The organism is Paenibacillus sp. B46(2026) (genome assembly GCF_056786355.1).
Map to the genome: position 1 here is coordinate 1,113,915 of NZ_CM165907.1, position 21,726 is coordinate 1,135,640.

Here is a 21,726-nt window from a genome sequence, read left to right on the forward strand (position 1 = left end):
GCACTAAGTTTAAAATATTTTAGATTATCCGCAGGAAAATAAAAAATAAAAAAAGTAAGACGAACGGATAAAGTAAAACTTTATGCACTGAAACTTGTGGAGTAAGCGTATGGCATGCCAAAATTATAGATCAAACCGAGTTATATGAATTCGATTTGATTCGTTGTACAAGACAAGATATTTTTGCAAATATGGCTGTGAATGAAATCATTACTCGTATGGAAAAACATCATACCCCAGCATTACTTTAAAAAATCCACCCATCCCTTCTCATAGCAAATGGTATAATGGCAAAAAGGGAGATTCTGGCGCGAGGCTTGAAGGCTCTCACAGCAGAAAGGATGTTATACCACATGCCTACATACAACAAATTGGTGCGGGACAAGATTCCGCATATTATCACATCCAGCGGTAAGGAATGTCGTACACGCATTCTGGACCCGGAGGAGTATAAGCAAGAGCTGAGAACGAAGCTGCGTGAAGAGTCGGATGAGTACGTAAGTGCAGCGAGCGATCAGGAAGCGCTGGAGGAACTGGCAGATATGCTGGAGGTGATCCGGGCGCTGGCAGAGGTTCACGGGGCGAATGCGGCGCAGCTTGATAAGCTGCGGGCAGACAAGGCCGAGGCTCGTGGTGGATTCCAGGAGCGGGTGTATCTGATCGATGTCGACGAAGCTTAACGTTAAACTCATTACAGACAACCTGGCCGATGAATTGATTGCCCGGATGCAGCATGCATCCGGGATTTATATGTGCGCCATGCATGGCGACTAACTAGGCGGTGAAAGTCCGCTGTGGGGGTTTGTAGTTACCAACCACTAGCCAAGAGCAAGGGTGTCCATCGCGAGGTGGAATCTGAAGGAAGCTGGCGGCAAAATTCCGGCCCGAGGAACACGAACATCATCAGGCATGGAACATGGGATGAGCTTGCATAACAAAGCAAAGTCCAATAACTACACGGACATGTCCATGTAAATGGTGCGGGTATATGGAAGGAAAGTGAGTCGTCTTACCGTGGGAGGTCTCATGGACGTGAAGAGATGGATTTCGAATCACGGTTGAAACAAGATTTATCATGAGAAGTCAGCAGACGCCATAGTACGCAAGGTGTTGCAACACCCTGCGGAAGGGCAGAACCTAAGGAGGTGTGGGTCAATGAAAGGGACTGAAGGAGGAGAAAAGTACAGCCAACCTCCGGAATCGGAGGGCTCTGCGCAGAAGAATAGTGCGGAACACGAAGGATATGCGAGAGTGTACGTTCCTGTGAGGATCGCTGAAACGGATAGCACCAACGTAAACGAGTCGGAGGAAAGATTGCTTGAGCACATCGTAAGCAGACACAACTTGAACGAAGCGTTCAAGAGAGTGAAAGCGAACAAGGGATCTCATGGGATCGACGGGATGAAAGTAGATGAACTTCTGCTCTATCTCCAAGAAAACGGAGAGACACTCAGGCGATTGATCCTGGACGGGAAATATCGTCCGAATCCCGTTCGAAGGGTAGAAATACCGAAGGAGAACGGAAAGAAGAGAAATCTGGGCATTCCAACGGTCGTGGACCGAGTCATTCAGCAAGCAATAAGCCAAATACTCACGCCAATTTATGAGAAGCAGTTCTCCGAGAACAGCTACGGTTTCCGTCCCAAACGGAGTGCACAGGATGCCATACGGAAAAGTCAAGTTAACATCCAGGAAGGATACACGTATGTCGTCGATATGGATTTGGAAAAGTACTTCGATACCGTCAACCAAAGCAAGCTGGTGGAAGTGCTGTCGAGAACGATGAAGGATGGACGCGTCATCTCGCTCATCCACAAGTTCCTGCAGGCGGGTGTCATGGTGAAGCACCAGATGGAGGAAACCGAAATCGGCGTACCGCAGGGAGGAAATGTGAGTCCCTTATTGAGCAACATCATGCTGAATGAATTGGATAAGGAACTGGAAAACAGAGGGCACCGGTTTGTCCGTTACGCAGACGACCTGCTCATCTTCTGCAAAAGCAGAAAGAGCGCAGAACGAACGCTGGCCCATATCCTGCCTTTCATCGAGGGAAAACTCTTTCTCCAAGTGAACCGGGAGAAAACCGTTGTGGACGAGGCAACGAAAATCCGATTTCTGGGCTTCGCATTCTATCATCGTAAAGGGGAGGCACGTGTCAGAATCCACCCCAAATCGATGGTGAGGATGAAAGCACGAATCAAAGAGCTGACATCGCGGAGCAATGGAGAAGGAAATGAGGCCCGAGCCAAAAAGCTTAGACGCTATATTCAAGGCTGGGTAAACTACTTCAAGATAGCGGATATGAAAAGTCTGATGCAAACCACGGATGCGTGGATGAGAAGACGAATTCGTATGGTCTACTGGAAACAATGGAAGCGAGTAAGGACCCGGTTTAAAAACCTGAAAGCACGTGGAATCCAGGTTCAGCAGGCATGGGAATACGCGAACACCAGAAAAGGCTATTGGAGAATATCCAACAGTCCTGTCCTCTCCAAGTCCCTCGGAAACCATAGCCTCAAAACCCTCGGATTTATATTCTTTTCTGATTATTACCGACAAGTCACGACGTAAACTTAGGAACCGCCGTATACCGAACGGTACGTACGGTGGTGTGGGAGGTCGGCTACTCAACTAATGGGTAGCCTCCTACCCGATTATGACGTCATTTATTATGCAGTCTGGGGTGAAGCTGCTTGCCCCACATTTGAAACGGGCGGCAGAACGTGGGGCCGAGGTGCGGATGCTCGCAGGAGATTATCTGTACATAACACAGCCAGAAGGATTGCGGGCGCTGTGTGAGGTTGATCCCCGAATTGAGACACGGCTGTGGCGAAGTATGGGCACTTCTTTTCACCCGAAAGCGTATCTGTTCGATCATGACAACGGGGAAGGACTGTTGATCGTCGGTTCGTCGAACTTCTCGTTCACAGCACTGAAGACGGGGTATGAATGGAATCTTGCGATGAATGCGGAGGCGGAGCCGTATACGTTTCAGTCAGCTTTGGACAAGTTCATGCAGAGCTTCTACCATGAGACGACATTGCCGGTGAATCCGGATTCGATTGAACTGTATGAGGCAGAGTACCGCAAATATCACCAGAAGAACCCGGAGATGATCCAGCGGATCACGGAGATGGAAGAAGCGGAATTTGGCACAGGTCTACCTGAGGACAAAGAGGAAGAAGCCGCCGAGCTATCGCTCGCCCCGATCCGGCCGCGTTTGGCACAGCTTGATGCGCTTGAAGCGCTCCATGGCACGATGGAGGAGCAGTACGACAAAGCGATGGTCGTCATGGCGACCGGGCTTGGCAAAACGGTTCTGGCGGGCTTCTTTGCCCAGCGGTTCCAGCGAGTGCTGTTTGTGGCGCACCGGGAAGAGATTTTGTTCCAGGCGAAGAAGTCTTTTCAGCGGATCATGCCGGAGCGCAGTCATGGGATATATAACGGACAGCATAAGGATGGGGCGGCGGATTGTGTGTATGCTTCGATCTTTACGCTGAGTATGCAAAAGCACCGGGACGTGTTTACGGTGGATGGCTTTGATCTGATCGTGGTGGATGAGTTCCATCATGCGGCGGCGAAGACGTACATGTCGGTGATTGAGCATTTTAAGCCGAAGTTCTTGTTGGGCATCACGGCTACCCCGGATCGACTGGATGGCAAGGATGTGTATGCGCTCTGTGATGGGAATGTAGCGTACCAGATGCATTTTATTGAAGCAATCCGGCGAGGATGGCTTGCTCCATTTCAATATTATGGGGTATTCGATGACATCGATTATTCGCAAATTCGGTGGATCGGGACAAAGTATGATGAAGAACAGCTCATGGCCGTTCAGTTGCAAGAGGAACATGTGGAGACGATCTATGAAGCCTGGCTGCGCCATAAGCAAACAAGAACGATTGGCTTTTGCTCCTCGATCCGGCAGGCGGATTATTTAGCTACCTATTTTCGCAGTCAGGGCGTGAAGGTGCTCAGTCTGCATTCGCGCACATCGGAGATGTCGCGGGAGGAAGCAATTCGGCAGCTTGATGCAGGCGAGCTGGAGGTTGTGCTGACTGTGGATCTGTTCAATGAGGGGACAGATATACCGCGTGTGGACACGCTTTTGTTCGTACGTCCAACCGAGTCGCTTACGGTGTTCACCCAACAGGTGGGGCGTGGTCTACGGCTGGCGGAGGGCAAATCGTATTGTGTCATTATCGACCTGATCGGGAATTACCGCAATGCGGATGTGAAGCTGAGTCTGCTGGACGTGCGCGGGGACGAGGAACGAAGCGGGAAAGCGATGGATTCGGCTGTGCCTGAAGTTCCGGACAACTGCGGAATTTATCTGGAGATCCGAGTGGTTAACCTACTCCAAGAGCTAAGCCGCAAACGGTTGCCACGCCGCGAGAAGTTGCATCAGGACTTTCTGAATGTGAAGCGAGAACTGGGAAGCATTCCAACATATCTGGAGCTGCATCTCATGGGACGTTCGAAGAGTATCGGGTACCGGAACGAATTTGGCTCCTATGTTGGATTTCTCTATTGGGCGGGTCTGCTGTCCCCGGATGAGGGAGAGGTGTACGTCCGGCAGGAGGCGTGGTTGCGCGATGTGGAGAAGACACTCATGAACAAAAGCTACAAGATGATCGTGCTGCTGTACATGCTGGAGCGAGGCGAAGCGCACTGGATGGACCCGATCACACCGGGGGAGATGGCAAGGTTCTTCCATACGTATCTGACGGAGAAGGAGTACCGGAAACGGAAGGACTTTTCGGACAAAGGCAAACTTGCGCTATGGGAATGGAATGAGAAGACGGCAACACGGATTGAGAAACTGATTATCGACATGCCAATGTCTATGTGGAGTGGGGCGAAGGACAGAATGACACGATTCGAGGATGGCCTGTTCTCGCTGAATGTGCAGGTGAAGGATGCGGAGGAACGGGCGCTGCTGTATCGCTGGACGAAGGAGATTTGTCTGTATCGGTTACATTCGTATTTTGAGCGAGGGTAATCCTCTTTTGGTGAGATTCATTGAAGTTGTTTTAGGATAAGTGGCAACGAGGCTGGTATAAACCTTGCTTTGATGCCACTTATATTTTTTTGATCGATTCATAACGAGTAATTTGCTTATCAATCTAGTTTTTAAATTCGTAGATAGCCAGAATTATAATAGCAATTAGTGCTATAAGAAAAAAAATAAAAAGAGTAATTAAAAGTCCGTAACCTAGTATAGAGGCTAACTTTGTAATTAATTTTTTCATTGGAAAAAACCTTTCTATTATAGGTTAATTTTACAAAATATCTTATATATAATAATATCATACATGTAAATAAATAACATATAAAGAAGGAGAAGTGAGATGAATAATTCTAGTAAGCTACTAAAACCAATACTTGCGTTCTCGTTACTGTCTGCAGCATTTATGCCTTATGCTATTTCTAGCAATACTACTTATGCAGATTCCCTCTCAGTCGAAGCATCAACTCCTATCACGAATGGCGTAAATAATGCCTGGACAGATGGTACTGTAAATAATGAACAGTTGAAAGAAGAAGCAGATTTATCGACTTGGAATATAAGATATGACGATGAGGCAAAGACGGTCTTGAAGAGTATTAAAAGCAACAATATTTCTGCTTTAAAAGCTCAGGCCCAACAAGAGGCTGAGGCCAAATTTTTGGAAGAAGTTCAACAATTCCAGTCTTCTACAAATGCCAATGATCAATTGAATTTTGCAGCGGCAGCAGAAAAAACAAAAGCACAGTATCGTTCTGATTTTAATTTGGTAGCGCTATCACTGGGCTCTTTCTCTTGCCCTTTTGCAGGACAGGCTCTTAAAAATTCGCTTCAGGACTCTCCTTCAGGACTCGATTATGCTGCAGGTAGCAGTCGTTCAAATGCATGGTCACTAACTTCAGCTTACACTACAGTTTCGATACCTATTGCCAAAGCGATTGATAATGCAAATGCTGCTGGGAAAACATTTGTTTCTGGTGATTCCAGTGTGGCTACAAGCGCTGGAAATGCGGGGTTGGATTTTTATCTGGCTCTGGGTAAAGTTACTGTTAGTTGGGCAGCTGAAAAAGTGAGTGGAAGCTGGAAAGTATATATTCATACTTATGATAAGTATGATTTTCAAGATAAAACTGTTCCAAGCAGCTTCCCGAACAACATAATCACTATTGCAAACAATGAAGGTGCTAAAGCTCAAGCAGCCGGAGCTATTGTTCCTTATTTCATTCACATCTATACCTCAACAGAATTACAAACCGTAATTTGGAAGTGTTACTTATTAGTATATAACACCTGAAAAAGAGTTTAGTTTCCCATTTTTAACAAAAGAGTGACTCTGAACTTCGGAGTCACTCTTTTTTACTTATGGAGACCTAGGTGGTGAACCTGCTTCAGGGGCTAAGCCGCAAACGGCTGCCGCGCCGCGAGAAGCTGCATCAGGATTTTCTGGATGTGAAACGAGAGCTGGGGCGTATTCCGACGTATCTGGAGCTGCATTTGATGGGACGTTCGAAGAGTATTGGATACCGCAGCGAATTTGGTTCGTATGTTGGGTTTCTGTATTGGGCGGAGCTGCTGTCCCCATATGAGGGAGAGGTGTACGTCCGGCACGAGGCTTGGTTGCGTGATGTGGAGAAGACATTCATGAACAAAAGCTATAAAATGATCGTGCTGCTGTACATGCTGGAGCGAGGCGAAGCGCACTGGATGGACCCGATCACACCGGGGGAGATGGCAAGGTTCTTCCATACGTATCTGACGGAGAAGGAATACCGGAAACGGAAAGACTTTTCAGACAAGGACAAGCTTGCGCTAGGGGAATGGAATGAGAGGACGGCAAACGAGATTGAAAAGTTGATTATCGACATGCCGATGTCCAAGTGGAGCGGCGCGAAAGGTAGTATGACCCGTTTCGAGGATGGCGTGTTCTCGCTGAATGTGCAGGTGCAGGATGCGGAGGAACGGGCGTTGCTGTATCGCTGGACGAAAGAGGTTTGTTTGTATCGGTTGCATGCATATTTTGGAGCGGGGGACAGGGAAGTAGAAAAGAAGCTGCGGCGATTCCAATTTGAATCGCTGCAGCTTTTTTTGATTACATTTAGACCTTCAAATGGAGTCTTAAGATGTTCATTAATAATTGTGCGGTTATTTTGTCACTGTGAAATAACTTCCCTTGCCGGAAATAATAGTGAGTTCATCAATTCTTACGTAATAGTTCCAGTGATATGGGGTGTTATCTGGATAGACAATAATATATTGCGGATCATTGACGGAGTAACGTTGTTGCAAAGAGTAGTTTATAATTGCATTAGAAATTCCTAAGCTTACAACAAATGAAGCCGCTAGTACTAATGAAACTATTGCAATGGGTTTAACTTTTTTATAAATTAATGTGATTGTAGTGGCAATGGCTAACAAAGCAGAAATGATGAGTTCATTATTTGATCCCAAGATTGCGAAATTCTGTTCTTGGTTCGTAAAAGGATAGAACAAATTAATTCCATTACCAAGAAGGTCTATAAGAAGATGCCCGATGAATAATGTGGCCATCGTACTTATCCATGCCCAGAAGAACCGAACGTTTAAGGTTTTATAGATGATCCAGCCATATGCAGCTCCAATCAAGGGAACCGTAGCAAGAGAATGTAACAATATATCACCAAAGTACTTAGTGATGTCAGGAGTGATAGCAATAATACAACCCAAAACAATAGTAATTATATAGTCTTTAGTAAGAGATAACCGCTTATTTAGAAAAAGTAATAGAATCGTTCCACCCGTAATCAAGTGTATAGCCATATGAAGAAACATTTGCATCGAGTTACCTCCTGAGCCTAGTTCATACATTTATGTATTTTCACTTCACACAAAATCACTTTTCCCCACCCTCCACAAAAACCATAATAGCTCGATACAAAAACCTTAAAAAATCCTCATCACCAAACTGATCAAAATAACCTGCGTATCGACGATCCGTCGTATAGGCTTCTGCAATACACCTCAAAATCTCAGCATCACAGACCATGAACTGTTCCAAGCAACTCTTCCATTCACGCACTAACGCTTGTACCTCACCAGCAGCAGGGGGCAGGTCCTGATGCTTCGCCAATTCCCGAAATACTGTCTCCATGTTGACCGAGAACTGCTGGTAGGCCTTTTCTTGCTCTTCCGCAGACAGTTCGCTCACATTGGCTTCAAATTCCTGATATTTCTTGGTATCTCCATATACAAACTTCGCCTCGGATTCATATTGCTCTTGAATGGACAGAATGGAAGAGTCGTCAAACAGATTAAGGTGAGAGATATCCGTTCCACCCACGTACTCGTCCAACTGGTCGATGATGGTTTCGAGTTTTTGTTTTCGTTGAACGAGTGTACTGCGGTGCTCTCTTAGGATATCCTTCTGTTCGTCTTTGGAAAGTTGCATCATGGATGCAATGTTTCTCAATGAGAAATTCATTTCTTTGAACAACAGAATCATCTGCAGATTCCCGAGTGCCTCTTGATCGTAATACCGATAGCCATTGTCTTCGACTTTGCTCGGTTTTAAGAGATCTGTTTTATCGTAATAATGTAATGCGCGTTTGGTGATGCCGGTGATCTGAATGATATTTTTAACGGTGAAATAGGGTGTCTTCATTCCAAAAGTCCTTTGTTTCAGCAAGGATGACACTTGCCGGAGTGATGGTTGCTTCGGTGATCGGTGTACCTGTTTTGTTCAGATAATATTGGATTAAATGATATCCGCAGGCATAGCCAGCCGCATAGGGCATACCTACGGGCGTGAAGTTTTGCATGATGGCAAGTTCATCGCCGTATAGATATGGATTAATTTGGTCAAAACCGGTGACATACAGCTGATCTTTTATCTTTGGTTTGATTACTTTATTCAAAGTCTCCATATCCGTTTTGGCTACCCAGGGGCCTAGCAAATCTTCTCCATACAGGGATGTCGCAAAGCTCTCGGCCAACCCTTCGCCAACAACCATTTCCCCAAGTGTAATCTGTGGATTCCACTGGATATGTTGATACCTCACATTATGATTGCATTCATGGGCTAACACGGATTGCATACGAGGTAGAGTATATCTACTCGGGATCAGGTTCGCAATAATATAACCCGGGATTCCACCATCTCCGCTGATACCTTCGTTCATGGTGAGTGATGGACTGTTCTTATCACCTAATAAAACCGTGTATAGATATTCGGAGACCGATAGCTCAATCCTGTGATCTGTAAAGGTGGATAGACTTGTACGAACAGCTTCATGACACTTTTGCCAAAATGCTTCAGACGAAATCGCTGCTAACGATTCGTTAATCTCGGTCGTGATATCTGCGGGAGCGATATTCATAAAATTATTCATCATGATCACATCGAAGCCGTGAGGCTCATGAGAGCGAAACGGGATCTGTTGAATGTTCCATTTGTTCATGAAGGGACCCATCATTCGCTCACGATATAACTCCAATTTCTCATCGGGTGCAGCCTGGATGATCTCCTCGTAGATTTTATCTGAACGTAACGCGGTAATCTTCATCCTTAATCTCTCCTTCATGTAAGCTTGAGATCATTATCAAGTATGACCTAACGTAACAGTCAAGCGTTGATGTCACGCTGCTGGCTCTCTGAATGATTCTGCATCTTCAGTGCGAATATCAGAGCAGACAGGATATAGATCAGGCTTAACAAGAGATAAGGGAGTTGCAACGAGAATACGCGATCAAAAGTCGTTTCACTAACCCGCACCAATAATCCGCCGAGCAGCGTACCAATAGCACTAATCCCAAAGGACAAAAAGCGAAACACGCTTCCGACCCTGCCAAGCATTTCATTAGGAACGGAACGTTGCAAGATAGACGAACGGGTAACATTGTAGATAATAATGAAAAATGCAGCACAGAAGTACAGTCCGCCTACCATATACGCATTTGTAGTTAGACCCACCACACCATAGATGATTCCCATGCACAAAATGGAGGAGATAATCAATTGTTTTGTACTCCATTTCTTGCGCATATAAGCAACAGCTTGGCTCCCTACAATGCTGCCGATGGTTGCAATGGAAATGAGGATACCGAATGCAGAAGCATCCAACTGAAGCACATCTCGTACAAAGAAGATCTGAGTAGCCAGAATGATCGAATACATCAGTGTAATAGTGACAGACAGAATGGCTAGTCCGCGGAGAAAACGATCATGATAGACATATTGAATACCCGACCACATCTCTCGTTTCCAATTCTTCATCGGGCGAACTTCCTTCTGGGTTGTTTCCGTATCCCCTGGGTAGAAGTTTCCCTTCAAACTAATCAAAAAGAGCAGAGCAATAACAGCCGTTACGGCGTCTATGGCAAAAGGAACAACAATATGCAGGGTGATAATGAACCCTCCCAAAGCAACGCCCAGAATGTCACTGGTGATTAACTGTCCGGCGGTGAACTGCCCATTGGCTTTTTCTAATTTACTCTCATCTACCAGTTGTGGAATGACCGTCTGCACCGTACTGTCGAATACGACTCGACTCAGACCAATCCCGAACATGAACAGAGCCAGAATCGGAATGCTCACCCATCCTCCCCAGATACATAACGTCAGGACAAGCAGAAGGATCGTTCGCGTAAAGCCTGCCCCAATCAGCATATGTTTGCGTGAGTAACGGTCGATGAGGACACCTACAGGAAGACTGAATAGTAGCCAGGGTAAACGAAGTGCAGTCATGGTGACGGACGCATACAGCGTATCGCTTGTAAGTGTTGATATGAGCCAAGGAACCGCAGCAAGTGTAAGTCCATCACCCAAAAATGTAAGCGAAAATGCACCGAATAACTTGGTATAGTTTGACTTGATTTTCATTGTTCCCTCCACCAATAAGATGTAAAGCATAGCAACATTGAGGTTGGAAAATAATGTGTTTTTACTCTATACAAATTTAAGTTATTGTAAAATGGTTTTCAATCCTGTTTTTACAACAAATAACTTCACAAAACGCTTACAAACTTTCAATTCTACCCTACCTTTTCCGCTACGAAGCTGAGATAATGGGAGAGGAATAAGGTATGAAACAGATGCGACAACCATGTTCACCAACAGTCTAAAAATAAAAGCTGCATATCCATAGGAGGATTATGAATGACGACACAACCATTGAATCTGATCCAATCCACGGAGGGCCAAGCGTTGCTTGCCCAAATGTATGGACAATCACAAGTAGAGGAACAGACTGCACGTTACACAAAGCTGAACGCAACGTTCGAAGAGTACTTTGGCGCACAAGAAGGAAGCAAGTTGTTCAGCGCGTCAGGACGGAGCGAGATTGGCGGTAATCACACGGATCATAACCATGGTAAAGTGCTGGCGGGCAGCATTACGCTGGATACGATTGCAGTGGCAGCACCAACTGCGGATTCGGTTATTACCTTTTATTCAGAAGGTTATGACAAGAAATATGTAATCGATCTCACGGACCTCACGCCAAATACGGAAGACGATGGCACAACAGCGTTGATTCGCGGTATGGCTGCGGGATTTGGAGAATTCGGATATAAGGTTGGCGGTTTCCAGGCGTACCTTTCAAGTAACGTGTTCTCGGCATCAGGGGTGAGTTCCTCGGCGTCATTTGAGATGCTGATCTGTACGATTTTGAATCATTTCTATAACGATGGAACACTGGATGTTGTAACCTTGGCCAAAATCGGTCAGTATGCGGAGAATCACTATTGGAACAAACCCTCCGGTCTGCTGGATCAGATGGCTTGTGCGTATGGCGGACTCATTGCTATTGATTTTGAGAATCCTGCACAGCCAGTCATCGAGCCTGTTCAGTGGGATTTCCAACAGAACGGTTACTCATTGGTCATTGTGAATACAGGTGGCAACCACGCCGATCTGACGGAAGATTACGCTGCTGTGCCATATGAGATGAGAGCGGTTGCTCAGGTATTGGGCAGTGAGTATGTTCGGGAAATTACAGCTGACTCAATCTATGCGAACCTCAAGAAGGTTCGTGAAGCTGCTGGGGACCGTGCCGTGCTGCGTGCACTTCATTTCCTGGAAGAAAACAATCGTGTCGATGGTCAGGTTCAGGCATTGCGTGATGGACGTTTTGCTGATTTCCTGAAACTGATTACAGCGTCCGGTAACTCGTCATGGAAGTGGCTGCAGAATGTATATCAGAGTGGCGCTGTGAAGGAGCAGGAGATTGGCATCGCGTTGGCACTGACCGAGAATTATCTGCAAAACCTGGGTGATGGCGCTTGTCGTATTCATGGTGGTGGATTCGCAGGGGTTATTCTGACGATCCTTCCGAACGAAAAAGTAGAAGAGTATATGTCCTGGATGCACGACATGCTGGAAACGCCGATTATTGTTGTTAATGTGCGTGCACAGGGTGCGGTATGTCTGAATGCATTGATCGCTAACGCGAACAAATAGGGATGTAGCAAATAAATCACGTGTATAAAAAAGCGGTTATCTACCCGGACTATGGCCTGGGCGGAAAACCGCTTTTGGTTATTTTATCCAAAAAACTAGTGCAAGAAATGATTCATTTCTTGTAAAACGTCCTCTACCATAGGTAGCTGCTCTGCCGTGTATACTTCAATATCGATAGAGCTAAGCAAGGGCAAAAGGGCTTGAGCCAATTCTGGTCGTGACAAAATCAGCCGGGAAGGCCTGTATTCTCGCTGCAAAAGAAGGTCAACCAATTCTTCTGCACATTGCTGAAAACTGCGTTTTTGTTCTGCGACGGCAGAGTGGATAATCATGCCGGAGGCTGGCTCAGTGACGATGATAATCTGTGGGAAATAGGGGCGTTCCTTATCACCAATGGATGTAGGCAGATAGGATAATCCGAATTCCCAGAATGATTCTGGGGGGCGAGGCAATTTGCGCAGACGCGCTTGTTGAAATTCATCAATGAATATAGATGCGGTTTCTTCTACAACGATAGGCTGTGGTTCAACCCACTGACTGCTCCAGATCAATGCTTGTCCATCAGATGAAAGCTCTGGCACACGTGTGAGAAATAATCGCTGATCTGAAGGAAAGAGCTGATCCGGGTCAGACCGTACTGCTGAAGCGACTTCAATGGCCTGCTCAACACAGGTGGCGAAGAATCGAAGGTCCTCGGCTTTCCGAACAGGTCCCGGCACGTATCCCGGTTCATACAGATGAAAGGTAGGCCAGGCGTTGCGTCCGCGGTAAGAGAAGCCTAAAGCCTTTAATTGTTTGTATTCTTCGGCAGTAAGCTCGTCCCGGTTATCGAAGGACAACAGGAAGCAGTGCTGGGTGAAAACAGGGTCTTCCGTTATGATCCCTTGCATCAGATTAGCCAAGGTATTCAGTCCTTCTGTACCCAGGTAGACAGCCATTCCATACATCTCGCCTCCGTTGCCCATCACGGTGCAGTAGCCGATCTGTCCGGATTCCGGGTCCTGGACACCAAAAGTATGGGAGTTGCTCAGCCATTGCCAGCTTGCTTGCTGTTTGAAACGATTGGCTGCTTCGTACAGCGGACGTGCTTCTTCAATAAGTAATTTCATTAATGATCATTACTCCTTCCATACCAATTCTTGATTAGAGTGATTTTACCATATTTATTCACGATTCCAAATCAATCAGCCATGATACGATAACGGACAAGGATGTTAACCCATTGTATTCAAAATCAGGTTTTATGCAGGCTAGCGTATTGCTGATACAATAGAGAATAATCTAGTACATGAGGATGAAGCGAGCAATGAGGGGATCAGAGCCAATATTGAATTACATAACGAATTATTTATTAAAGAAGGGCGAGGAGCTAAGGAGCACATCTCCAACTCGGATGGAATCTGCGGTTGAAGCGTCGCTTCATGAACTTCACATCATCCGCAAAACAGCCCGAACATTCCGTCATACAGGTACACTTATTATGGCTTTGGATTGTGCGGAAGAACCTGCAGAGAGCGGGGACGAAACCGGCTACTCGGAACAGACGCTGGCTCCGACCATTCTGCAAGGATGGACACCGGGCAAGAGGGTGGACATGGATGAATCGGAAGCATTTGATCTGATGCAGCAGGGCTGGATTATCAAGGAAATTCGATTGAAGCGGGATGGAAAGACGGTAGAGCGTGCCCATTATCGGATGGGATATCGTCTTTTTAGCTATATGGAGAGACAGGTATTATGTAATCAACAGGTTCAATCGGCTGAACTGGAGAAGTATCAATTACGTGTAGGTAATCTGACGGAAGTATACAAAGACAATCCAACCGGAAGGGCAACAGAACTCTCCAAGCCTGTACTTTTGCTGAATGAGAGTCTTCAATGGAACGTTGCTAAACTGCTGGAGAGCGAACACTTCCCTGCTCGTTGGAATGTTGAAAAGAGAATGAAGGGGTTACATTTCATACATGCGATTACAGAGATTGCGTTATCTGCTACTGTCTTTGACTGGAAGGAGATCGGTTCCCGCTATTATGGCGGAATTGGAGGTTCTAAGGCATTTGATATGCATCGGGAGGAATTCCTGTCATGGCTTGAGCACAGCTCAGGCACATCAGCTGAATGGTTGGGTATGATTAGTCCTGGGAAAATAACGCCCATGTATTTTGCAGGTCACCTGGAGGGGCAGTGGTCTTCATACAGAGCTGGACCTGTCCACGCGCTGACGGATCTGTCCATTGCCCAGGAGCATTATAGAACCAACGCTGAAACACTGTGGCTGGTGGAAAACCGGGCTGTGCTTACCCGAATGGCTGCTGAACCGGATTTCGTAGAGCAAACCAATTCACTCATCGTCTGTGTGGATGGACATATGCGCAGCTCGCACAGGACATTCATTCAACGTTTACTGGAAGAAGATAGGTCAATTAAACAAGCCATGCTGTGGAGTGATTATGATGCAGATGGACTTCTAATTACTGGTGAGATGAGCGCTGCTTTGGCTGGTCAAGAACTTGTGTTGAAATTCATAGCTCACGATCATCAGATTTATCAGGATCAGGCTGCATTTAAAGCATATATGGACTTACTACTGACGACTACTCATTTAGAACAGGAGCAGGTACTCGGTAAGCGGGAGGAGTGGACCAGATGGATCAATCTTTAATCTCTATATTTCAGCATAAGGATTCAGCACCCGAACTTCTTCAGACCATGCGGGATATTTCCTCCTTATCCGGTGTTCTGAGTGATCTGGGGTCACAGAATTTTTTTCAGACGCCCATCGAAATATTACGATTTTTACGGATCATCCAGTTAGTCAATGAGGCTGCCTTGGGGCTGGATGAACCAATTGAGAACGCAAGTACACTCTATTATCGTTATCGAAATAAATATCATGATGCTGAGCCACCGGAAATCAAGAAAGTAGAACAGATTGTAGGTGTGCTCGTTAAGCATAACTGGATTTCGAAGCAGACTCGGCAGATCAAGATGAGAGATGTGGGCAAGCGAATGATGGATGCCCTGATTCGCTTGGCGAATGACTCCTTGGCCTATTATATGCATGATGATATAGGCAGATCTCTTTTTCAAGCGAGACGGGATGCTGAGCATAGTGAGGCTTATGACGATCACGGTATATCAGGGGGCAATAAAATCGCAAGCATGATTCGTAATGTGGAGCATGCGCTTCAATTACTGAAGGAAAGAGAGTTGGAATTACTGGCTGATCGCAATGCGCTGCCACAACTGGAAATCATACATCAGCTTATGCAGGAACTTGAGCAGAAGCTGAGTGAGCGGCTTCATCAGTTTCAGACACTGGAAGACAGTCTTGTTTTAAGTCATCTTATGCAGCAGGGAACAGCCGTATTAGCAGAAGGTACCCACTTGAGTATAGGGATGATTAATAAGTACTTGAAATTCACAACCATGCAACAAACCATGTTGTCGTCTACGATTCATCCCGAGAAAGTTCGTGAATTTATTGTCAGTATGTATGATCCTCCGTTGGATTCTGACACCCCTAATGTTTACCAGCTACTTAGTTTTATGGAACAGAACCAGTATGCTGATGAAGCGATGGATGGTATATGGCTCCCCGTTAAATTTGCCTCTCCGTTGTCCGGTGCAGCTGTGAGTGAGTCAGTACAATACCTGGAGACATACGAACCTCTTACTGAACCTATAGATATGTCCGCCCCGGCTGAATTGCTGTTTGTAGAAGAAGAAGTATCTCTTGAGCAACTAAGTGAATTGATGGGAGATACCGAGTGGTTATTGACCAAATCCATGATTCAGACAGAAGCAATTGAGCAATATATGGCTGCTGTGGAAGAAGCACCTGTAGAACAGGTCATCATCGAAGCTACATCATCTGAATGGGGCGATGCAATAAATGCGCTGACTGCCATCTCTGCCCTGATCGGTAACAAAACATTGGATATGGAACAGATCAATGCCGTCGCATCAGGTCCACCGTATGCCAAGTTATGGGACTGGATCGATCCTGATGATCGGAATCAAAGGATAACCAGCCGTAAGCTGCGAAAGGAGGATCAGAATGACAGATGAGACAACAAATCTCTCTTTGGAAGAGGTAAACCAAGAGCAGGCAACCGAGGCTACAGACAACGTTAATGCTCTTCATGTGATGCAGGCGCTCAAAGGTATGCTTACAGAGCAGGAAGAGCTGGTGTTTATGAACCTGTTGTTTTCTTCGTCTGCCACGATTCGGGCAGGGAACTTTGGCTTGTCACGCCGAGAGGTTGAGAAGCAGCTGAATATTACAGGTCAGGAGGAAGCCTTTTATTCGTTTATACAGCGAGTGAATCAGGGCGTAAGCCGTTATTTTCAATTGATCTATGATGAGGATCGGGATCAGCTTGTCGTCATGATGAGAGTTCCAGCGAGAGCGGCCCGAAGTACGCTTTCCAAGGAAAGTCTGGCGATATTATTGTTCATGTTCTATCAACAGGAAGTATTGCAGCATGAGTATACACTGTTTGACCAACTTCTTGATGCATTTGGACATGAAACGACCAAGGCTAACCAGCGATTGCTCATGAATCTGGACCCTTTACGTAAAATTGGTGCTATCGAGGAGTATGATACCCGTTCACCCGAAAAGGCGTATCAATTAACGGCGATAGGAGTACATATGTTTTCCGATTCATTTTTACGCCGTACCGTCGAATTCAGTCAATCGAACCAGTTGAATAAAGAAGAAGTCATGAAATTTTTCAAAAGATATAATCTTCAACAGCAAGGAGCGGAATAACAAGAGATGATACCTTATAAAATGTGGTTCGCCGGAATTCGTGACTATGACAATACGGTAATGGATTTGTCGGGCAGACAGGAACATATATTGATTACTGGACCTAATGGGGCAGGGAAATCGACGATCACGTATTGCATGGGAGCGGTCTTGTATTCATCCAAAGTAGAACTGGAAGGTTTGAAATCCCGGAATCTGTTACCCGATCATACATGGAATGCACAGATCCGGTTGTTATTTCGCAACGAAGGGGACATGAAGATCGACGCTCCTGAATGGATTGAATTTGCGATATATATTTCGCAGGAGCCCGGATCAGGCCAGCCCATCAAGCGGGAGTATGTTGTATATTCTGGGGATCGTCCTGGAGAGTGGTTACACGAAACACGATATAGCTCAGGGGATCGGCAATATAATTTTACGGCATATAAAAGAGATCTGGAATACAAATATAAAATTGACCCTGATTTATTCTATTTGATCTGGTATCAGCAGGAGGTTAATCAGTTCGCGGTTATGCATTCGGAGGAAAGATTTCGGATATTTGCAGAGATGCATGGTATAGATGCAGTGCAGCGAAACTGGGAAGAAAGTGTGGAACAACTGCAGGAGACAAGGCAAACGCTGATTCAGGCTGAAACCAATGTGAGTAACAAAAAACAGTGGTTGCATATACAGAAGTCCAGTTTGGATCGATATGAGGATAACCGGAAACGTCTTCTGGAAGGCGGGAAATTATATGCTTCCTCCTTGCTTCAACTGGAGGATTACTACAAGCGTGAAGAAAAGGATCTCAAGGACCAGTTGGAACAACTTGAATTAGATCGGGAGAATTCGGAGGATCAGCTTGCCCACATCAGGCTTCAAGCAACAGAAATTCAAAGTAGGCAATCGGACAACGAGCAACAGATGCAGGCTCTGACAGTTGAACTGCAGCAACGTTGTAGCCGGCAAGAGGAGCTAAACGTTGAACAGGCACAAACGGTCGAGGTTATCCAGCGTCTGGAATCAGATCTGGCAGCAATCCAACAGGAGCAGCTACGGATTACCCGGACAGAGAACGAGGTGCAGCAACAGCTGGATCAGGTCGTTAAACAGTTGCAGAAGCGTGGTCTGGAGCATGAGCAGTTACAAAATAAGTTAAGCGCTGCTGATGATAGAGTTACCCAACATATCAAAGCAATTGCGTCAATGGAGACGGAAGCTGAACAAGATCGAAAGGCTGAACAGGAGCACATCGATTATTTGCAGCGGTATGCCGGGAGTTATCAGGTACAGGAAGAGATGACAGCGCTGGAAGAGCAGCTGAATGTGAGCAAGGATCTTAAACGTGAGCTGCTTCATCAGCAACAGGAGCTTCTTGAGGAAAAGGAACGTCTTGCATCCAACCGGGATTGGTCCAGCCGTCAGCGTCAGTCGTTGAGCTATTTCGATAAACGAGGGGTTCAGGCTTATCCGTTACGAGATCTAATAGAGATGGACGAAGGGGCTCCGCTTCAATCGGAGGAACGACTTGAACCGATTAAATATACCGTGTTTTTTGATGGTCGATATGCCAGTGTTCCCAATGATCTGTATCATGTGCCATTGAAGAGTGTCATTCCGGATAAATCAGTGATGAGAATTCCTTCCCTATATTTGAAGGTGAGACCAGATTTGGCTGAGGCATTATTGCCTTTCGCAATGAAAGCCCTATGGTGGGTAGAACAGTTTTTCCGGGAAGCCGAGCCCAGGATCAAAGAAGGTGTTTTGTTGGATAGCATGGGCATTCGAGGACCGCAGGAGGAGCGAAGATACATTTTGAGTGAACAGGCTCTTGTGCTCCGTAGGGAAGAGTTGGAAAAAAATATTACATTCCTGACGGGGAAGGTTGAACATACTGTCGAACGGATCACCCGCCTAGCCGGTAGGTTACAGGAACTGAACTCCATACTTCCTATGATGAAGCGTGCCGAGGCGTTCATGACGCGCGAACATGAACGCAATCATCGTAGAGACAAGCTGATGGAGGAAAATAGATTACTGGCGGCAGAACAACAAAGCATCCGGGAAATGAAGAAGCTGGAGTCCGGTATTATAAAACAACTTGTACAATTGGAGGAAGAACTTCGCGTATTGCAACTGGAAGCTGACTTTTATGTACGACTCGGTAACCTGAAAGGAAAATACGAACAATTGAATGTAAGCCAGCGCAGATTGGCTGATCTGAAGGCTCAGATTGGGAATATTCAAGATCAGATGAAGGGGGATGAGGACCAGCAGGATGCAATCAGCACTCGCTTACGGCGGTTGAAGCGTGAAGATAATGATACGCAGGCCCAATTGGAATCCGAGACCAATAAGCTGAATTGGATCAACAAACAGATGGAGAACCGTCGGGAGTCACTTGTTACTACGGAAGAAGAGCATGTGAAGATCATTCAGGAGATAGAGGATTTCAAACGGGACTCTGCGCTACTAATGGAGCAGGTTCTCGAAGAACAGCAGATTTTGCAATTGGATGAAGGTCAGGATATAGAACAGTCATCTCGTACAATACCTTCCCTTTCCCAGATTCGAATGGGCTATGAAACGGGGAAAACGAAGTATAATCACGCCCGTAATGAAGCCAACATTGATCCAGCAGCACCGGAAAACTACAGGGTAGTGAAAGAGGAATTTGAACGACTTCAGGATGAATACAAGCGGACCAAACTGTTATTTGAACAAGATGAAGAGCGGACCATTCAATTAAAGGATCAACTAGAGACAACGATACAGATGCGGGTCCTTGAGATCCAACAGCAATTTCGTTCGTACATGACGCTATTTCAGTTCGAAGGCGAAATCAACTGGGAGCAATATGCGGACAAAAAAGGGAGAACCCACTTTCATCTGTATATCCGTGCACGCAAGGAAGGACATCGAGGAACGATGGAAGATGTGAGTCTCAAGGCACGCGGAGGACGAGTTGGAAAAGGGGTATCGGGTGGAGAAGAGTCTCTGAGTTCGTTGTTATTCGCACTTGCGTTGTTGCGTAACTTGCAGACAAGCCCAGGTTTTATCGTGCTTGATGAGTTCGACAGTGCATTGGACGAACAACGCAAGCTGAAGGTCTTCGATCTGTATCATCGGGAACTGTCACGGAAATTAATTATCCTGACGCCCAAATCTCATGAGAATACCTATCTGGATCGATTCAAAAAAGCGTATGTTGTTCACCATAATCCGATTCTTACGCGAAGTAGAGTTGCAGGTATAAAGGTGTAAAGGCGAGAAAAACAATAAATTTCAATGTGCAGAGCAGTTTGTACGTGAATAATTACCAAAATGATGATAAGAAACCTTTAGTCGATTCCGGGCTTGCCCGGAATTTTTGGTGTATTCATTTATAATAAAACCCCAAACTTTGAAGGTACTCACTGTGTTATTTAAGTAGTGGTTTAGTTAGGTAGGTAGTGACCTGGAATACAGGCGTATTGATGATGGTTCGATTAGGTGAGAGGCTGTATCTCAATAATGTGCTCATGGGAGGAAGGATTAGATGATTACACCTACAGTGGCTGGGCAGGAAGAGGCTCAATTATACGAGGAGTTGCGGCGTACGATCAATGAATTCGAAGAGGGTGAGCAGCGGCAAAAAGTTCTGAGTCGGATGGTCAGACAGCTCGAGTTCGCCAAGTGGCGTAAAGATCGGATGCGCAAGGTTGATACATACTGTCAAAGGATCAAGCCCGCGACACTTTGGATCATATTAGCCACAGGCGCACTTACGCCGGTCTTGTTATTTAGCGTGTTCATCTGGGTATCGTTGTGGGTGGAATGAAGCTGTAGCGAAGAGGGATACATTATGAAGTTAATAAAAAAGAATCGCTAATCATCGGATATTAACATTCCGAGTTTAACGATTCCCTGAACTAGGTTTAGGTTAGTGGGACATTTGCGTAGATTTACCTTCTAAAGATTGTACTTTTCCCTGGATGTACTGGTGGTAATCACGGAAGCTGCTGATGTGATGCAAAGAATCGGAGTTTTCAGACTGGATCTTAATTTTACCGTCCTGAGGCAAATTTTTCATCTCAGCAATAACGGATTTGGAACCTTGGATATCACCGGACATGTCTTGAATTCGCTGTAATAATGCGGGATGTCCTTCATGCTGGAGCATTTCGGCGAGGGGTCTCATTTCCTCCAACTTTTGGCTCGACCGTTCAAGTGTGGTCATCACTTTGTCTCCATCTATACTCGCGCTAAGCGAAACCATTCGGTGAATATGATCTTTCTCCATACGCTCAAGTGCCTCCAGATGGGAAGCTTCCAGTCGTTTGGGATCGTTCCAGTTCTCGGATTGGACCGTGTTGTTTTGCTGGGACGCATTATTTGTATTTGCATTGGTATCGCCATTGCCACAACCCCATAATAGAGTCGAGCAGGTTAACACCGTTCCAACGACGATGATGCTTTTCAACCTCATACTGTCACTCCCTCAATATTTTCCTTCTGGTAGTATGAGCCGAGATTTGGTAATTA

The 21,726-nt window shown here is 45.8% G+C and carries 17 protein-coding genes and 1 pseudogene; 12 read left to right on the top strand and 6 right to left on the bottom strand.

The window, feature by feature from the left end:
• Positions 1–353 precede the first annotated feature (353 nt).
• The 6 genes from AC1S8V_RS05095 (at position 354) to AC1S8V_RS05120 (ending at position 7,327) form a co-directional block, all read left to right on the top strand.
• Positions 354–680, top strand: a complete 327-nt coding sequence (locus AC1S8V_RS05095) for a nucleoside triphosphate pyrophosphohydrolase (protein ID WP_482072700.1) — start codon at positions 354–356, stop codon at positions 678–680.
• Positions 681–834: 154 nt separating this feature from the next.
• Entirely contained in the window at positions 835–975 is a 141-nt protein-coding gene (locus tag AC1S8V_RS05100) for a hypothetical protein (RefSeq protein WP_482071479.1), read from the top strand.
• A gap of 180 nt (positions 976–1,155) precedes the next feature.
• A complete protein-coding gene (gene ltrA / locus AC1S8V_RS05105; protein ID WP_482072701.1) occupies positions 1,156–2,571 on the top strand; it encodes a group II intron reverse transcriptase/maturase in 1,416 nt (471 codons plus the stop codon).
• Positions 2,572–2,656: 85 nt separating this feature from the next.
• Positions 2,657–5,002 (top strand): DEAD/DEAH box helicase family protein, encoded by a 2,346-nt coding sequence (locus AC1S8V_RS05110; RefSeq protein ID WP_482072702.1) that lies wholly within the window; start codon positions 2,657–2,659, stop codon positions 5,000–5,002.
• Positions 5,003–5,351: 349 nt separating this feature from the next.
• Entirely contained in the window at positions 5,352–6,302 is a 951-nt protein-coding gene (locus AC1S8V_RS05115) for a hypothetical protein (RefSeq protein WP_482072703.1), read from the top strand.
• Between the two features lie 83 nt (positions 6,303–6,385).
• The gene (locus AC1S8V_RS05120; RefSeq protein ID WP_482072704.1) at positions 6,386–7,327 is read left to right on the top strand and encodes a hypothetical protein; all 942 of its coding nucleotides are present in this window, start codon (positions 6,386–6,388) and stop codon (positions 7,325–7,327) included.
• Positions 7,328–7,339: 12 nt separating this feature from the next.
• On the opposite strand, the pseudogene AC1S8V_RS05125 reads toward AC1S8V_RS05120, so the two are convergent.
• The 4 genes and pseudogenes from AC1S8V_RS05125 to AC1S8V_RS05140 all read right to left on the bottom strand — a co-directional run.
• A pseudogene (locus tag AC1S8V_RS05125) lies at positions 7,340–7,852 on the bottom strand (metal-dependent hydrolase); the annotation flags it as partial.
• A gap of 25 nt (positions 7,853–7,877) precedes the next feature.
• Positions 7,878–8,645: a MerR family transcriptional regulator gene (locus AC1S8V_RS05130; protein ID WP_482072705.1), complete on the bottom strand. Its 768-nt coding sequence runs from the start codon at positions 8,643–8,645 to the stop codon at positions 7,878–7,880.
• Entirely contained in the window at positions 8,620–9,546 is a 927-nt protein-coding gene (locus AC1S8V_RS05135) for a DUF2268 domain-containing putative Zn-dependent protease (RefSeq protein ID WP_482072706.1), read from the bottom strand. Before AC1S8V_RS05135 ends, AC1S8V_RS05130 begins: the two co-directional genes overlap by 26 nt.
• Positions 9,547–9,605: 59 nt before the next feature.
• A complete protein-coding gene (locus AC1S8V_RS05140; RefSeq protein WP_482072707.1) occupies positions 9,606–10,862 on the bottom strand; it encodes an MFS transporter in 1,257 nt (418 codons plus the stop codon).
• Between the two features lie 276 nt (positions 10,863–11,138).
• Between AC1S8V_RS05140 and AC1S8V_RS05145 the strand changes: the two genes are divergently transcribed.
• Positions 11,139–12,440 (top strand): galactokinase, encoded by a 1,302-nt coding sequence (locus AC1S8V_RS05145; RefSeq protein WP_482072708.1) that lies wholly within the window; start codon positions 11,139–11,141, stop codon positions 12,438–12,440.
• 95 nt (positions 12,441–12,535) lie between these two features.
• On the opposite strand, the gene AC1S8V_RS05150 is transcribed toward AC1S8V_RS05145, so the two are convergent.
• Positions 12,536–13,549: a DUF7309 domain-containing protein gene (locus tag AC1S8V_RS05150; RefSeq protein WP_482072709.1), complete on the bottom strand. Its 1,014-nt coding sequence runs from the start codon at positions 13,547–13,549 to the stop codon at positions 12,536–12,538.
• Positions 13,550–13,833: 284 nt separating this feature from the next.
• Here AC1S8V_RS05150 and AC1S8V_RS05155 point away from each other — a divergent pair, with 284 nt between their 5' ends.
• The 5 genes from AC1S8V_RS05155 to AC1S8V_RS05175 all read left to right on the top strand — a co-directional run bounded on the left by AC1S8V_RS05155 (position 13,834) and on the right by AC1S8V_RS05175 (position 21,022).
• Positions 13,834–15,102 (top strand): DUF2399 domain-containing protein, encoded by a 1,269-nt coding sequence (locus AC1S8V_RS05155; RefSeq protein ID WP_482072710.1) that lies wholly within the window; start codon positions 13,834–13,836, stop codon positions 15,100–15,102.
• Positions 15,087–16,511, top strand: a complete 1,425-nt coding sequence (locus AC1S8V_RS05160; protein ID WP_482072711.1) for a hypothetical protein — start codon at positions 15,087–15,089, stop codon at positions 16,509–16,511. Before AC1S8V_RS05155 ends, AC1S8V_RS05160 begins: the two co-directional genes overlap by 16 nt.
• Positions 16,501–17,217 (top strand): hypothetical protein, encoded by a 717-nt coding sequence (locus tag AC1S8V_RS05165; RefSeq protein ID WP_482072712.1) that lies wholly within the window; start codon positions 16,501–16,503, stop codon positions 17,215–17,217. Before AC1S8V_RS05160 ends, AC1S8V_RS05165 begins: the two co-directional genes overlap by 11 nt.
• A 6-nt stretch (positions 17,218–17,223) precedes the next feature.
• Positions 17,224–20,466 carry an SMC family protein gene (locus tag AC1S8V_RS05170; protein ID WP_482072713.1) on the top strand — a complete coding sequence of 1,081 codons (3,243 nt, stop codon included), beginning with the start codon at positions 17,224–17,226 and terminating at the stop codon, positions 20,464–20,466.
• Positions 20,467–20,740: 274 nt separating this feature from the next.
• On the top strand, positions 20,741–21,022 hold the full coding sequence (locus AC1S8V_RS05175; RefSeq protein ID WP_482072714.1) for a hypothetical protein: 282 nt from the start codon (positions 20,741–20,743) through the stop codon (positions 21,020–21,022).
• Positions 21,023–21,124: 102 nt separating this feature from the next.
• Here AC1S8V_RS05175 and AC1S8V_RS05180 read toward each other — a convergent pair whose 3' ends face one another.
• Positions 21,125–21,670, bottom strand: a complete 546-nt coding sequence (locus AC1S8V_RS05180; protein WP_482072715.1) for a hypothetical protein — start codon at positions 21,668–21,670, stop codon at positions 21,125–21,127.
• Between the last annotated feature and the right edge of the window lie 56 nt (positions 21,671–21,726).